Raw genomic sequence first — 13585 nt, 5'->3', positions numbered from 1 at the left:
CGGGGTACGGGTCAATGTGATCTCGGTCGGAGTTGCCTCAGCCGCGCAGCCGCAACGGCAGTTGCTGGGGCGGGAGCGGGACCTCTCCCGCATCGTCGATGGGGGTGCCCTTGGGCACGCGAGTGCATTCCGAGCGGGCGGACACTTCGAGGCGGTCACCCGGGTCGGCGGCCAGGCGAACGGTCGCGCCGCCTTCCGGCGGGGTCGCCGCCAGGTCGATGTCCCCGCCGAGGGTCTTGTACGTGGTGACGTGCCAGCCCCGCTCCTCCAGCGTGCCCCGGGCCCGCCGCAGCGCCGCCTGCCCCGCCTGCGCGGTGACGCCCTTCAGGGCCCACTCGGTGCGTACGACGACCACACCGGGCACGCTCGGCGGCGCCGCGTCACTTATCTGGTCGCCGAAGTGGCTCAGGCCGCGGTAGTAGCACTCGCCCTCTTCCGCCGCCCGGCCGGTCCCGGACCACTCGGTGTCCAGCCGCGCCTCCGGCAGGCCGAGGGCGTCGTAGGTCTCCTGGGTGCTCTCGTCCAACTGCTGTGCGGTGGCGGCCGGATCGGCGACCGGGAAGGGCTCGCCCGTCCAGAGCAACCACGCCTGCCGCCCCAGCCAGAGGGACACCGCCGCGGCCCCGGTCACGGCCAGGACCCTCACCGCCATGCGCGTTCTCGTCATGCACAGCATCCTGCGCCGCGCGGCACGGGCAGGACCTGAGCGCTCGTACTCAGCCGGAGTACTCAAGCGAGAGCGGACCGCGCGGGGCTTCGATGAGTTCCGCCCGCCCCGCCGGTCTACCGCCCGTGGACACCAAGAAACCTGCTGTGCTCGTGCTGCCCGGCCCCGTCGACCGGGACGAGGTGCCGAGGCTGTGTGCCTCCGCGCGGGCGCTGCTGGAGGCGGGAGGGGCCGGGGTGGTGGTGTGCGACGTGGGCCGGCTCCGGCCGCCCGGGCTGGCGGCGGTCGATCTGCTGGCGCGGCTGCAGCTGGCCGCCCGCCGGGCCGGCGGGCGGATACGGCTGCGTGATCCCGACCCGGCGCTACTCGCCCTGCTCGACCTCGTCGGCCTCACCTTCGAGGTGGAGGGGCAGGCCGAACAGGGGGAACCAGCGCTGGGTGTCGAGGAAGAAGTGGAAACCGGTGATCCGGCCGCCTGAGATCTCCAGCACCTGAACCGCCCAGGGCGTGAAACCGCCCTTCTCCTCGTCCGGCTTGTAGTGCGCGAAGCCCGGCAGGCCGTTCGCCTGGACCGACAGCAGACGGGAACCGGCGCAGGAGGCACCGAGGGTGGTCATGAAGCCGGTGATGTCGGACGTGCCGCGCAGCCACAGGTCGAACGGCGGCATCGTCATGATGGCGTCCTCGTGGAGCAGGGCCGTCAGCGCCGTCATGTCATAGCCCTCGAAGGCCTTGACGTACCGCTCCAGCAGCTTCTGCTGCTCCTCGTCCAGCGGGTCGGACACCGCGCCCTCGGCGCCCTGGTCCGCGCGCTCCGCGAGCGTCGCCCGCGCCCGCTGCAGCGCGCTGTTGACCGAGGCGACCGAGGTGTCGAGCAGCTCGGCGACCTCGCTCGCCTTCCACGCCAGCACCTCGCGCAGGATCAGCACCGCCCGCTGCTTGGGCGGCAGTTGCTGGAGCGCGGCCATGAAGGCGAGCCGGATCGACTCCTTGGCGACCGCCGCCTCCGCCGGGTCCTCCACCGAGGGCAGCACGCGCGCGTCCGGCACCGGCTCCAGCCAGGTGTTGTCCGGGCGGGGGGCGAGCGCGGCCTGGGCGAGCGGGGTCGACTCCGTCAGGTCCATCGGCCTCGCCCGCTTGTTGCCCGCCGTCAGCATGTCCAGGCACACGTTCGTCGCGATCCGGTACAGCCATGAGCGCAGGCTGGAACGGCCTTCGAACTTCTCGTAGTTGCGCCAGGCCCGCACCAGGGTGTCCTGCACCGCGTCCTCGGCCTCGAAGGAGGAGCCGAGCATCCGGTAGCAGTAACCGGTCAGCTCGGTACGGTGCTTCTCCAGTGCGACTTCGAGGTCCGCCGTCGCCGTGCCGTTGCCCATCGTCCACTCACCCCTGTGGCCGTTCCGTTCGCGCGCTTGTGCGCCCCAGTAATCGGGAAGGTACAGCGGCTCACTGACAATGGCCCGGGGAGTGCGAAAGAGCGCAGCTCAGAGCGGTCCGGTTCAGTTTCTTACGGACCTGAACGGATGCCGCAGGGCGCGCGGTCCGGTGAACCGCGCGCCCCAGCGAACCGGCTTCCTCAGTGCGCCGGCACCGGTTCCCGGCGGGCCGCCACCCGGGCCGCCCGGGAGCCGAGCACCGTGATCGTGACGACGCCGAGGACCGCGAGCAGTCCGACGCCGACCGTGCCCGACCAGCCGCTCGCGTGGAAGGCCATCGCGCCCACCGTGCTGCCCGCGCTGGAGCCGATGTAGTACGTCGACTGGTAGAGCGCCGCGGCCTGGGCGCGGCCGTGCGTGGCCGTCTTGCTGACTGCCGAGGAGGCGACCGCGTGACCCGCGAAGAAGCCCGCCGTGATCAGGACCAGGCCCAGCAGGACCAGCGGGAGGGAGTCGGCCAGGGAGAGGAGCAGGCCCGCCGCCGTCGTGCCGCCCGCCAGGTACAGGGCGCCCCGGCGGCCGAGGCGGCCCACCAGGCGGCCCGCCGTCGACGCCGAGACCGTGCCGACCAGGTAGACCAGGAAGATCGAGCCGACGATGCCCTGCGGCAGCCCGAACGGCTCTTCCGTCAGCCGGTACCCGATCACCGTGTACACGCCGCCGAACACCGTCATGAACAGCGCGCCGATCGCGTACAGACGGCGCAGCAGCGGGTCGGAGAGGTGGTCGCGGACCGTGCCGAGCAGGACGCGCGGGCGCAGCGAACCGGCCCTGAAGTGCTGCGGGGCGGGCAGCAGCAGCCGGAAGGCCACCGCACAGACCACCGCGACCACGCCGATCACGCCGACCGCGACCCGCCAGCCCCACTCCTGCGCCACCCAGCCGGTGATCACCCGGCCGCTCATCCCGCCGACGCTGTTGCCCGCGACGAACAGGCCGATCGCCGTGACCAGCGCCTTCGGCCGGACCTCCTCGGCCAGGTACGCCGTCGCCGAAGCCGGCAGACCGGCCAGCGCCGCGCCCTGCACCGCCCGCAGCACCACCAGGGCGCCGATGGACGGAGCGAACGGCACCAGCAGGCCTACGGCCACCGCGACCGCCAGCGAACCCGTCATCACCGTACGGCGGCCGAAGCGCTCCGACAGGGCGCTCATCGGCAGCACGCACAGCGCCAGACCGCCGGTCGCGGCGGCCACCGTCCAGCTCGCCTCGCCCGCCGCGACCCCGAACTCCCCGGAGATCAGCGGCAGCAGGGCCTGCGTGGAGTAGAGGAGGGCGAAGGTCGCGACACCGGCGAGGAAGAGGGCGAAGCTCATCCGGCGGTAGCCGGGGCCGCCCGGAGTCATGCGCGAGTCGGACGCGAGGTCGGACACGGCGTCGGAGGAACGGACGGGCACAACGGCGTCCACGGTGGTGGACGCCCCGGTACTGGCGGGATTCATACCCAGAAGCTTTGTACGATCCCGCTCATCCGTCCAATGCATGGAATCGCCATAATCGTTCCCATGGTGCATCAGCAAAGCTCACAGCCTCGACTGTCACCGTCCGGTGACACAGAAGACACGTCTGCGATGTCGATGGTGCTGGCTCCGCGCCTCGCGTACTTCGCCGGAGTGGCCCGTACCGAGCACGTCACCCGGGCCGCCCACGAGATGAACGTCCCGCAGTCGACCCTCTCCCGCGCGATGGCCCGCCTGGAGCAGGACCTGGGCGTCGACCTGTTCGCCCGCCACGGCCGTACGGTCTCCCTCACCCCCGCCGGCCGCACCTTCCTCGGCTCCGTCGAGCGCGCCCTCGCCGAGATCGAGCGCGCCGCCGAGGAGGTCCGCGCAGACGCCGACCCGGCCACCGGCAAGGTCGCCTTCGGCTTCCTGCACACCATGGGCGCCGAGACCGTGCCTGGCCTGATCCACGCCTTCCGTGCCGACCATCCGCGCGTCCGCTTCAGCCTCGTCCAGAACTACGGCGAGGCGATGCTGGAGGGGCTGCGGGTGGGCGAACTGGACCTGTGCCTGACCTCCCCGGTCCCGGACGCCCCCGACCTCGTCGCGCGCCGCCTGGACGAGCAGAAGCTGCGCCTGGTCGTCCCCGCCGACCACCGCCTCGCCGCCCGCCGCCGGATCCGCCTGGCCGAGGCCGCCGAGGAGACGTTCGTGACCCTGGAAACGGGTTACGGCCTGCGCCGCATCACCGACGCCCTGTGCCGGGAGGCGGGCTTCAAGCCCCGCGTCGCCTTCGAGGGCGAGGAGGCGGAGACCCTGCGGGGCCTGGTCGCGGCCGGCCTCGGGGTCGCCCTCCTGCCCCCGCCGACCGTGCCGAGGCCGGGGGTCGTGGAACTGACGGTGACGGCCCCGAGAGCGGTACGAGAGATCGGCGTGGCGTGGCTGGCCGACCGCCCGGACACCCCGCCGGTGGCGGCATTCAAGAAGTTCCTGCTGTCGAGAAGAGGCAGCCTTCTGCCCTAGACCCTGTGCAGCGACTGTCCGAACCCCGCGGCCAAGGGCATCCGCAACCCGATCGGCGGCGGAGCGGCCAGCGCATCCTCCACCGGGCGCGACACCGGCCACCCGAACAGCGCCCCCATCGTGAAGTCGGCCACCAGGCAGAGCACTTCCTCGCGGTAGCCGTGCAACCGGTGTCCGTCGGTGTGCACTTCGAACCGGCAGACCTCGCGGTTGGCCTTCTTCGCCCGTGCCGCCAGCCGGAACGACAGCTCGGGGTCGGTCCGTTCGTCGTTCGTGCCGTGCACGATCAGCACCCGCCGCCCCGCCAGCTGTCTGACCGGTTCGGCGGGGGCGGCCACGTCGTCCTCCGGCAGCCAGGGGGCCAGTGCCACGACGGAGTTGACGGCCTCGTGGCCTCCGGCGTGCAGGGCGGCCCGCCCGCCCATGTCCTGCCCGACCAGGCACACCGGGACGTCGCCGTACCGCCGTTGGATCTCGTCGGCGGCCCAGGACGCGTCCGCCGCGAGGTGCGCCTCGCTGCCGTTCCAGCCCCGGTACCGGTAGTGGACGGTGTGCACGACGAGTCCGTCGGCGCGGCCCGCGCGTGCGAGCCTGCGGCCCAGGGAGCGGACGAGGGCTGTCGCCCGTACGAGGGACGGCCTGCGGGCGGAGACCTCCTCCCCTCCGGGGAGCAGGAGTACCGCTCCGCTCACGGCGTTCGGCTCCTGGCCGACTGCCCTGCCCAGCCTGGCCGTTCGGACCGGCGTCGGTTGCTGTCCCATGACAGAACAGTTTCAGAAGGATCGGTGTACGAAACCCGTCCCTGCGGTCACCGTTCCGTATCGACGGAAAACGTGCGGAGCGATTCGTGCCATTTGAGGGGTTCTCTACGCGCGTAGGCGTTAGAGTGCGGAAATGACGAGCCAGACTGCTTCGACTGGGACCGTCCCGACGAACGTTCCGACGCCGGACCAGATCCGCCGGGCGCCCAAGGTTCTGCTGCACGATCACCTCGACGGCGGGCTCCGCCCCGGAACCGTCGTCGAACTGGCCCGCGAGGCGGGCTACACCCAGCTCCCCGAGACCGACCCCGACAAGCTGGGCATCTGGTTCCACGAGGCCGCCGACTCCGGCTCGCTGGAACGGTATCTGGAGACCTTCGCGCACACCGTCGCCGTGATGCAGACCCGGGACGCGCTGATCCGGGTCGCCCGGGAGTGCGCCGAGGACCTCGCCGAGGACGGGGTCGTCTACGCCGAGGTGCGGTACGCCCCCGAGCAGCACCTGGAGGGCGGGCTGAGCCTCGAAGAGGTGGTCGAGGCCGTCAACGAGGGCTTCCGGCAAGGGGAGCGGCTCGCCCGGGAGAACGGTCACCGCATCCGGGTCGGCGCCCTGCTGACCGCCATGCGGCACGCGGCCCGTGCCCTGGAGATCGCCGAACTCGCCAACCGCTACCGCGACTCGGGCGTGGTCGGCTTCGACATCGCCGGTGCCGAGGCCGGCTACCCGCCCACCCGGCACCTGGACGCGTTCGAGTACCTCAAGCGCGAGAACAACCACTTCACCATCCACGCCGGCGAGGCCTTCGGGCTGCCGTCCATCTGGCAGGCGCTCCAGTGGTGCGGCGCCGACCGGCTCGGGCACGGCGTGCGGATCATCGACGACATCGAGGTCCAGGAGGACGGCTCCGTGCGGCTCGGGCGGCTGGCGTCCTACGTCCGCGACAAGCGGATCCCGCTGGAGCTGTGCCCCAGCTCCAACCTGCAGACCGGGGCCGCGCCCTCGTACGCCGAGCACCCGATCGGGCTGTTGCGCCGGCTGCACTTCCGGGCCACGGTGAACACCGACAACCGGCTGATGTCGCACACCACCATGAGCCAGGAATTCGAGCACCTGGTCGACGCATTCGGCTACACGCTCGATGACCTGCAGTGGTTCTCCGTCAATGCGATGAAATCAGCGTTCATTCCTTTCGATGAACGACTCGCCATGATCAATGACGTCATCAAGCCCGGATATTCCGAACTGAAGGCCGAATGGCTGTTCCAGCAGACCGCTTCCACCAGCGGTTCCGCAGGCTCGGAGGGGTGACGGCGGCCTGATCGGTCGTACGGAATGCGGACGCGCTTTCGCGAGCCGTCCGCATTTCGGTGTTTGCGGCGGGTGGCACGGCATGTTTACGGTCGTGGACCGATCGGATCGTTTTTCTCTCCGTCTCCGCATTCAAGGACGCATTCACCATGAAGCAGTCTGCTGCCAAGACCCTCGGTGTCGCCGCCCTCGGTGCCGCCTTCGCCGCCCTCGGCGCGGGAGCGGCCAACGCGGCCCCGGCCGTCCCGGACGCCACGCAGACCCTGGACGGCGTCACCAAGACGCTGCCGGCCGAGAACGTGGGCAAGGCGCTGCCGGGTGCCGCCGAGACGCTCGCCCAGGGGCAGGGTGGCCTCGGCACCGGTCTGGCCGCCGCGCAGCCTGTCGCCGAGCGGGTCCTCGCCGACGGGCCGACCAAGCCGGTCGCCGGGCTGCTCGGCGGACTGCCGATCGGCAAGGGGCTGCCCACGCACGGTCTGCCGGTGAACGGGATCCCGCTCGGCTGAGCCCACCCCCCACCACCGTTGGGGCGCACCGGTGCCTTCCGGGAGCGCCCCAACGGCGTTCGCACGCCCGGCCGGAGGTCACCAGTCGGTGGAACGGACCTTGTCCTCGGACGGCAGCAGGATCCACAGGGCTATGTAGAGCAGGAACTGCGGGCCGGGCAGCAGGCAGGAGACCAGGAAGATCACCCGCATCGTCGACGCGGAGGTGCCGAAGCGCCGTGCCAGCGCTGCGCACACTCCGCCGAGCATGCGGCCGTGGGTGGGGCGGGCGAGAGCGGTCATGTCGGCTCCTCCGTGGTCGTCGGCTCGCTGGTGAGCCGCTCGTTCGGGGCCGCCGGTGTGGCCGCCCCAACTGTGTTCCACCGTACGGAGCCGAACGGGACGAAACGTCCCTCTACGGAGCTATGCCGACCCTGGGAATCGTCGGGGTGCGCCCCTGAGGGCGGTCCTCGAAGACGGTGACCGGCTCGGCCTCCCGGCCCTCGGCCGCACGGCCCTCGCGTTCGCCCCGCCGCCGAAGCCAGGCACGGCCCGCGGGCACCACGGCCACATGGGCCAGCAGCACGCCCGTCGTGTTCAGCAGCAGCGAGTCGACGTCCACGACCCTGCCGGGCACCCCGGTCTGCAACAGGGCGATCCCCACGGAGATCAGGGCGCCCGCCGCGGTCGTACGGACCAGGGAGGAGAGCCGGGACACGGCGAGCCTGCCGTGCGCCATCGGCAGCAGCACGCCCAGCGGCGCGAGCAGCGCCAGCCCCTCGCCGATGCGCCGGGCCGCCTCCGGCCAGCCCAGCGCCAGGTCGGCCCGGATGCCGGCCAGCGGGCGCAGGTTGGCGGGCATCACCCAGGGCACGTCCAGGGGCCGCAGCATCAGCCAGGCGACGAGCGCGAGATGGGCGACGAGGAGGACACCCCCTGTCACACGGATGCGGATCGCGGCGCTGCCGCCGATGGAGCCTTGAAGCTGCACGCACCCGTAGACGCGCCCACCCGCACGAACGGTTCCCCGAGGCCACACAGTCGTGCCCCCGAGCCCCGCTAGCCCCGCGCGACCCCGCTCGACGGCGGCTCGGTCGTGCCGGGGCGGCTGCGGACCTCGTCGGTGCACTCGTAGCGGCGCAGTGGACCGGCGGACGGACCGCCCAGGATCACCGAGCCGTTGCCCTCGGTCGCCGCCGAGTCGGAGAGGGTGCACACCACCTGCGCGAGGGCGTAGGAGGTGAGCCGGTCCGGGGCGGTGCTCAGCCGCAGGGTGTCCTCGGGGTCCAGCGGGCCCGGCCCGGTCACGCTCATGCCGCCCGGCACGTACGTGCTGTACCCCGCCTCCTTCTCCGCGGCCGACGGGGACTGCGCGAGCTGGTCCAGCAGGCCCTGCGCCACGATCACCCGGCGCTTGGCGTCCGGGGTGCCGTCCGGGACGTGCACGGTCCGGTCGACGGTCACCAGGGACGAGGCGCACAGCAGGAACACCTGTACGGGCACCCCGTGCGAGGACTGTGTCGACACGTCGGGTCCGGCCAGCGAGCACGGTACCCGCGAGGGCGCCCCGCCGAAGTCGGTCGGCACCTGCGTGGCCCGGATCCCGCACCCGGTGACCAGCGCGCCCAGGAGGGACAGTGCCAGCAGCCGCCGTACACGTCCAGCGGTTCTAGCGGTCATCACCCCTCCTTTCCGTTCCCTTGTCATCCTGCTTGCCGTTGTCGCTGTTCTCGCCGTTCTCGCCGTTCTCGCCGTCCTCCTCCGTCACCCGTGAGGTGTCCCTCGGCAGCCGCAGTGTGAACACCGCGCCGCCCTCGGGGGAATTGGCCGCGGTGATCTCGCCGCCGTGGATGTGGGCGTTCTCCAGGGCGATGGACAGGCCCAGGCCGCTGCCCTCGGAGCGCGGCCGGGAGGCGCTCGCCTTGTAGAAGCGGTCGAAGACGTGCGGGAGGACGTCCTCGGGGATGCCGGGCCCGTGGTCGCGCACCGCGATGACCATGTCGTCGCCGTCGATGCGCACCGACACCCGCACCGGCGACCCGCCGTGCTTGAGCGCGTTCCCGATCAGGTTGGCGAGTATGACGTCCAGGCGGCGCGGGTCGAGGACGGCGTGGATGCCGCGCTCGGCGTCCAGGTCCACCGCGTCCAGCCAGGCGCGGGCGTCGATGCAGGCGGTGATCTGGTCGGCGACGTCGACGTCGTCCACGACCAGCCGGGCGGTGCCCGCGTCGAAGCGGGTGACCTCCATCAGGTTCTCGACCAGGTCGTTCAGCCGTCGGGTCTCGCTGACCACGAGCCGTACGGCCGGCTCGATCATCGGGTCGATGCTCCCGGACTCGAACTCCAGCTCCTCCTCCAGCACTTCCGTCACGGCGGTGATGGCGGTCAGCGGGGTGCGCAGCTCGTGCGACATGTCGGCGACGAAGCGGCGCGAGGCCTCGTCCCGGGCGGCCATGTCCGCGACCCGCTTCTCCAGCGCCTCGGCCGCGTTGTTGAACGTCCGTGACAGATCGGCGAGTTCGTCGGTGCCGGACACCCGCAGCCGGGTGTCCAGCTTGCCCTCGCCGAGCCGCCGGGCGGCCACGCCCAGCCGGTGCACCGGCTTGAGCACGGTCGTGGCGGCGGCCTGCGCGAGCAGCGCGGCGCCGATCAGCGCGAGGCCGGTGGCGATCCCCAGCGACCAGGCAAGGGAGTTGAGGTCCTTGGCCTCCGGCTGCAGCGACTTCGCCATGTAGCCCGCCGGACCGCCGCCGATCAGCCGCGTACCGGCGACGAGATAGGGCGTACCGCGCTCCTCGGTCCGCTGCCAGTAGAGGTGGTACGGCGAGGTGTTCTCGTCGGTCACCTTCTGCCGCCGGTCCACCGCCTTGCGCAGCGACTCGGGCACGTCCTCCAGGGCGAAGCCGTTGATACCGCCCGAGTTGCCGTACACCGTCTTGCCGCTCGCGTCCTGGCCGACGAGCAGCACGCTGAAGTGCTGGCTGCCGGAGGCCATCTGACCGGCCGTGCGCTGGAGTTCGTCCTGGGTGGGGTGCACGGGCAGCGCGCCGGCCCGGTTCTGCATCTCCTGCTGGAAGTCGCGCAGCACCGCGTCCTGAGCGCGCGTCAGCACCGCTTCCCGGTTCAGCCAGTAGGCGATGCCCGAGGCCGACACCGCGGCGGTCAGGGCGACCAGGCCGAAGACCACCACCAGTCGCAGCCGCAGGCTGGTGAAACGCAGCCGCGCCAGACTTCCCACACGCCCCGCGGCCCAGCCGCGCAGCCCACCTTGCTTGTCGGTCACTGAGGAACGTCCAGGCGGTAGCCGACACCACGGACGGTACGGATCAGGGTCGGGGACGAGGGCACGTCCTCCACCTTGGCGCGCAGCCGCTGCACACACGCGTCCACCAGGCGCGAGTCGCCCAGGTAGTCGTGCTCCCACACCAGCCGCAGCAACTGCTGCCGCGACAGCGCCTGACCGGGACGCCGGCTCAGCTCCAGCAGCAGCCGCAGCTCGGTCGGGGTCAGTTGCAGATCCTCGCCGTTCTTGGTGACGGTCATCGCCGAACGGTCGATGACCAGGCTCCCGAACGTCGCCGAGTCGTTGGACTCGCGCTCCCCGCGCCGCAGCACGGCCCGGATCCTGGCGTCCAGCACCCGGCCCTGCACCGGCTTGACGACGTAGTCGTCGGCACCGGACTCCAGCCCCACGACCACGTCGATGTCATCGCTGCGCGCGGTCAGCAGGATGATCGGCAGCTGGTCGGTGCGCCGGATGCGCCGGCACACCTCGAACCCGTCGATGCCGGGCAGCATCACGTCCAGCACGATCAGATCCGGGCGCTGTTCGCGCAACAGCTTCAGTCCGTCCTCACCGCTGGCAGCGGTGGCCACCCGGTGTCCCTGGCGCGTCAGGGAGAGCTCCAGGGCCGTACGGATGGCGTCGTCGTCCTCGATCAGCAACAGGGAAGGCACGGGCTCATTCTGGCCCATGAAGGGGGTGTCGTACGACCTGATGACACCAGGCCTTCGCTACCGGAACCACCTGTGCGCTTTCTGTGACGACGCTCGGACCGGCCCCTGTGACAGGTCTGTGACAGTCGACGGACACGGCCATGAAGTGGCCCCGGCAGTCTTTTGGGCACAGGCAGGGCGGCGAAACGAGCAGGCCGGCCCGGCCCGAACAAGCCGAATTTCCGGACGTCCACGACGGGGAGCGCGAGATGAACACGCTGCACAGCATGAGCACCAGCGCAGTTGTCACGCGTCTGCACGACGTGCACCGGGGTTCCGAGAAGTCCGGTGCCGTGAGCGGGCGGGGGTGCGCTCGCGGCACCGGACGTCAGCACACCGCGATCATGACGGTGGTTGACGGTTTCACGGGGGAAACGCACGGGGGAGCCGCGTACAGGGAGGACTCGGGGGAGCGTCGTTCGCTGACGGAGGCGGAATTCACCGCCTACGTCCAGGAGCGCCGCGCCTCCCTGTACGCCACCGCCTACCACCTCACCGGTGACCGCTTCGAGGCCGAGGACCTGCTGCAGAGCGCGCTGTTCTCGACGTACAAGGCGTGGGACCGGATCAGCGACAAGGCCGCGGTCGGCGGCTACCTGCGCCGCACCATGACCAACCTGCACATCAGCGCCTGGCGGCGGCGCAAGCTCAACGAGTACCCGACCGAGGAACTGCCGGAGACGGTCGGCGAGACGGACGCGATGCGCGGCACCGAACTGCGCGCGGTCCTGTGGCAGGCGCTGGCCCGGCTGCCCGAACTCCAGCGCACCATGCTGGTCCTGCGCTACTACGAGGGCCGCACGGACCCGGAGATCGCGGAGATCCTCGGCATCAGTGTCGGCACGGTGAAGTCCAGCATCTGGCGGTCGCTCCGCCGGCTGCGCGAGGACGACGTCCTCAGCTTCGGCCGTGACGAGGAGGATGCCTTCGGCGAACTGGTCGCCTGAAGGTGGACGGGCCGCTGGGGGGCGGCCCTACGGGGGAAACACGGGGGAATACGGGGAAACACGGGGGAACACGGGGGACCACTGGGGGGTGGGCCCGAGAGGGGGTACACGGGGGAGACCACGGGGGAACACGGGGGAGCACAGAAGCGGGACTGGAGGGCCGGGGGGTCCGTCCAGTCCCGCGCCTTTTTGCGCCTGAACCGGCGCCGCTCTCGCGGACGTGGCCGATCGCCGTCGTGGTTCCTCAGTTGATGGTTGCGGTGCTCTTCGTGGACACATGGCGCCCCGCCGCGGCAGTCGCCAGCCGGCCCAGCGCCTCGTCCCGGTCGCAGGCGTGGGCGCCCAGGGAGACCTGGCGGGCCACGATCGACCGCTCCGCGCGCATCAGCCGCCAGCCGCGGCGCAGCAGGAACGGCACCGACTTGCGGCCCTCCTTCAGGTCCCGCAGGAAGCGCCGCCGGAAGGTGGTGACCGCCCCGCGGGTCAGGCACAGCGCGTCCGCGAGCAGGCCCAGTTCCCGGCACCGCTGCACGATCTCCGCGGCGAAGATGCCCTCCGCGATGAACAGCGGGGTGCGGCCGATGTGCAGGGTCTCCTCGCCGGTACGGGCGCTCTGCGCGATGTCGTACACCGGCACCGGCGTCGACCCGGTGGCGCACAGCCGGGCGATGGCCTCGACGGCGACGTCCGCGTCCCAGGACCCGGGGTGGTCCCAGTCGATGTCCGAACTCCCCGCCACCAGGGGCAGAGTCGGGTCGTCGCCTTCCTTGTAGAAGTCGTCAAGGCGCAGGACAGGGAGCCCGGAACGGGCGGCGACGAGGGACTTGCCCGAGCCCGAGGGGCCGCACAGCAGCACGACACGGGCGGGGGACGGGGGATGAATGCTCACGGAACACCAGTTTGACGTATGGGGGGCCGCCTGCCGACCCCGCGGGTCGGCTTTTGAGCGTGAGCCGTACCTCAACTACTCTACGTGTCGACCTCATTACTCTGCGCACCAGAAGGTGGCACCAGCGATGGCCCGACACACCTCCCCCCAGCACCCCACCGTGCAGCGCGCCCTGATCGCCCTCGCGACCGCCGGAGCGGCCCTGGGGGCGGGCGCGGCGACGGCCCACGCGGAGGCCGCCGCACCGCTCGTGGACGTGCCGTCGCGGCCCACCTCGCTCGGCAGGATCGACCCGCAGACGGGCCTGGCCGCCCTCACCGGCACGGTCGGCTATGTCACGGGCCCGGTCGCCGGCCTCAAGCCCAATCCGCTGGCCGGCACGGGGGCCGACCCCTTGGACAACGGGCTGGGCACACAGGTGGCCGACTTCAAGCCGGTCGACTCACGGATGCTGACAGGCCCGGTCGCCCAGGCCCAGTCGCTCGGGGCGGTGCCGGGGGCGGGGCTGGTGACGGGGCTGCTGGGCGCCGGCCAGGGCGCCCCGCTGGGCTGACCCGCACGGCAGGTGCGCAGGCGAAGAGCCGCGCCGCCCCCGGACGGAGGGGCGACGCGGCTCGTTCGCGGGTGGGT

The 13585-nt window shown here is 71.6% G+C and carries 16 protein-coding genes; 6 read left to right on the top strand and 10 right to left on the bottom strand.

What is annotated here, in order from left to right; all coding sequences use genetic code 11:
* Positions 1 to 37: 37 nt before the first annotated feature.
* Positions 38 to 667 carry a hypothetical protein gene (locus tag ACWD35_RS19260; RefSeq protein ID WP_451352455.1) on the bottom strand — a complete coding sequence of 210 codons (630 nt, stop codon included), beginning with the start codon at positions 665 to 667 and terminating at the stop codon, positions 38 to 40.
* A gap of 92 nt (positions 668 to 759) precedes the next feature.
* Between ACWD35_RS19260 and ACWD35_RS19255 the strand changes: the two genes are divergently transcribed.
* Entirely contained in the window at positions 760 to 1146 is a 387-nt protein-coding gene (locus ACWD35_RS19255) for an STAS domain-containing protein (protein ID WP_451352454.1), read from the top strand.
* On the opposite strand, the gene ACWD35_RS19250 is transcribed toward ACWD35_RS19255, so the two are convergent.
* Positions 1030 to 2043: a sigma-70 family RNA polymerase sigma factor gene (locus tag ACWD35_RS19250; protein ID WP_451352453.1), complete on the bottom strand. Its 1014-nt coding sequence runs from the start codon at positions 2041 to 2043 to the stop codon at positions 1030 to 1032. The genes ACWD35_RS19255 and ACWD35_RS19250 overlap by 117 nt on opposite strands.
* 200 nt (positions 2044 to 2243) lie before the next feature.
* Positions 2244 to 3545, bottom strand: a complete 1302-nt coding sequence (locus tag ACWD35_RS19245; RefSeq protein WP_451352452.1) for an MFS transporter — start codon at positions 3543 to 3545, stop codon at positions 2244 to 2246.
* A gap of 63 nt (positions 3546 to 3608) precedes the next feature.
* Here ACWD35_RS19245 and ACWD35_RS19240 point away from each other — a divergent pair, with 63 nt between their 5' ends.
* The gene (locus ACWD35_RS19240; protein ID WP_451352451.1) at positions 3609 to 4568 is read left to right on the top strand and encodes a LysR family transcriptional regulator; all 960 of its coding nucleotides are present in this window, start codon (positions 3609 to 3611) and stop codon (positions 4566 to 4568) included.
* On the opposite strand, the gene ACWD35_RS19235 is transcribed toward ACWD35_RS19240, so the two are convergent.
* Positions 4565 to 5329 carry an alpha/beta hydrolase gene (locus ACWD35_RS19235; RefSeq protein WP_451352450.1) on the bottom strand — a complete coding sequence of 255 codons (765 nt, stop codon included), beginning with the start codon at positions 5327 to 5329 and terminating at the stop codon, positions 4565 to 4567. The two genes, ACWD35_RS19240 and ACWD35_RS19235, sit on opposite strands and share 4 nt — an antisense overlap.
* 133 nt (positions 5330 to 5462) lie before the next feature.
* Here ACWD35_RS19235 and ACWD35_RS19230 point away from each other — a divergent pair, with 133 nt between their 5' ends.
* Together ACWD35_RS19230 and ACWD35_RS19225 are read left to right on the top strand one after the other, a co-directional pair.
* Entirely contained in the window at positions 5463 to 6638 is a 1176-nt protein-coding gene (locus ACWD35_RS19230) for an adenosine deaminase (protein WP_451352449.1), read from the top strand.
* Positions 6639 to 6787: 149 nt separating this feature from the next.
* Positions 6788 to 7144: an ATP-binding protein gene (locus tag ACWD35_RS19225; protein WP_451352448.1), complete on the top strand. Its 357-nt coding sequence runs from the start codon at positions 6788 to 6790 to the stop codon at positions 7142 to 7144.
* A 78-nt stretch (positions 7145 to 7222) separates the two neighbouring features.
* Here ACWD35_RS19225 and ACWD35_RS19220 read toward each other — a convergent pair whose 3' ends face one another.
* The 5 genes from ACWD35_RS19220 to afsQ1 form a co-directional block, all read right to left on the bottom strand.
* A complete protein-coding gene (locus tag ACWD35_RS19220) occupies positions 7223 to 7426 on the bottom strand; it encodes a PspC domain-containing protein (RefSeq protein WP_451352447.1) in 204 nt (67 codons plus the stop codon).
* A gap of 112 nt (positions 7427 to 7538) precedes the next feature.
* On the bottom strand, positions 7539 to 8114 hold the full coding sequence (locus tag ACWD35_RS19215) for a VanZ family protein (RefSeq protein ID WP_451352446.1): 576 nt from the start codon (positions 8112 to 8114) through the stop codon (positions 7539 to 7541).
* A 68-nt stretch (positions 8115 to 8182) separates the two neighbouring features.
* A complete protein-coding gene (locus ACWD35_RS19210; RefSeq protein WP_451352445.1) occupies positions 8183 to 8803 on the bottom strand; it encodes a hypothetical protein in 621 nt (206 codons plus the stop codon).
* Positions 8793 to 10406 carry an ATP-binding protein gene (locus tag ACWD35_RS19205; protein ID WP_451352444.1) on the bottom strand — a complete coding sequence of 538 codons (1614 nt, stop codon included), beginning with the start codon at positions 10404 to 10406 and terminating at the stop codon, positions 8793 to 8795. Before ACWD35_RS19205 ends, ACWD35_RS19210 begins: the two co-directional genes overlap by 11 nt.
* The gene (gene afsQ1 / locus ACWD35_RS19200; protein ID WP_451352443.1) at positions 10403 to 11080 is read right to left on the bottom strand and encodes a two-component system response regulator AfsQ1; all 678 of its coding nucleotides are present in this window, start codon (positions 11078 to 11080) and stop codon (positions 10403 to 10405) included. The genes ACWD35_RS19205 and afsQ1 overlap by 4 nt, the downstream gene beginning before the upstream one ends.
* Positions 11081 to 11328: 248 nt before the next feature.
* Here afsQ1 and ACWD35_RS19195 point away from each other — a divergent pair, with 248 nt between their 5' ends.
* Positions 11329 to 12066, top strand: a complete 738-nt coding sequence (locus tag ACWD35_RS19195) for a SigE family RNA polymerase sigma factor (protein ID WP_451352442.1) — start codon at positions 11329 to 11331, stop codon at positions 12064 to 12066.
* 244 nt (positions 12067 to 12310) lie between these two features.
* Here ACWD35_RS19195 and ACWD35_RS19190 read toward each other — a convergent pair whose 3' ends face one another.
* Positions 12311 to 12955 (bottom strand): uridine kinase family protein, encoded by a 645-nt coding sequence (locus ACWD35_RS19190; RefSeq protein WP_451352441.1) that lies wholly within the window; start codon positions 12953 to 12955, stop codon positions 12311 to 12313.
* A gap of 127 nt (positions 12956 to 13082) precedes the next feature.
* Here ACWD35_RS19190 and ACWD35_RS19185 point away from each other — a divergent pair, with 127 nt between their 5' ends.
* The gene (locus ACWD35_RS19185; protein ID WP_451352440.1) at positions 13083 to 13508 is read left to right on the top strand and encodes a hypothetical protein; all 426 of its coding nucleotides are present in this window, start codon (positions 13083 to 13085) and stop codon (positions 13506 to 13508) included.
* Positions 13509 to 13585: the final 77 nt, after the last annotated feature.

It is taken from the genome of Streptomyces sp. NPDC002671, assembly GCF_053592475.1.
The sequence above is the reverse complement of the archived record's forward strand: the minus strand, read 5'-3'. Positions and strand labels throughout refer to the sequence as shown.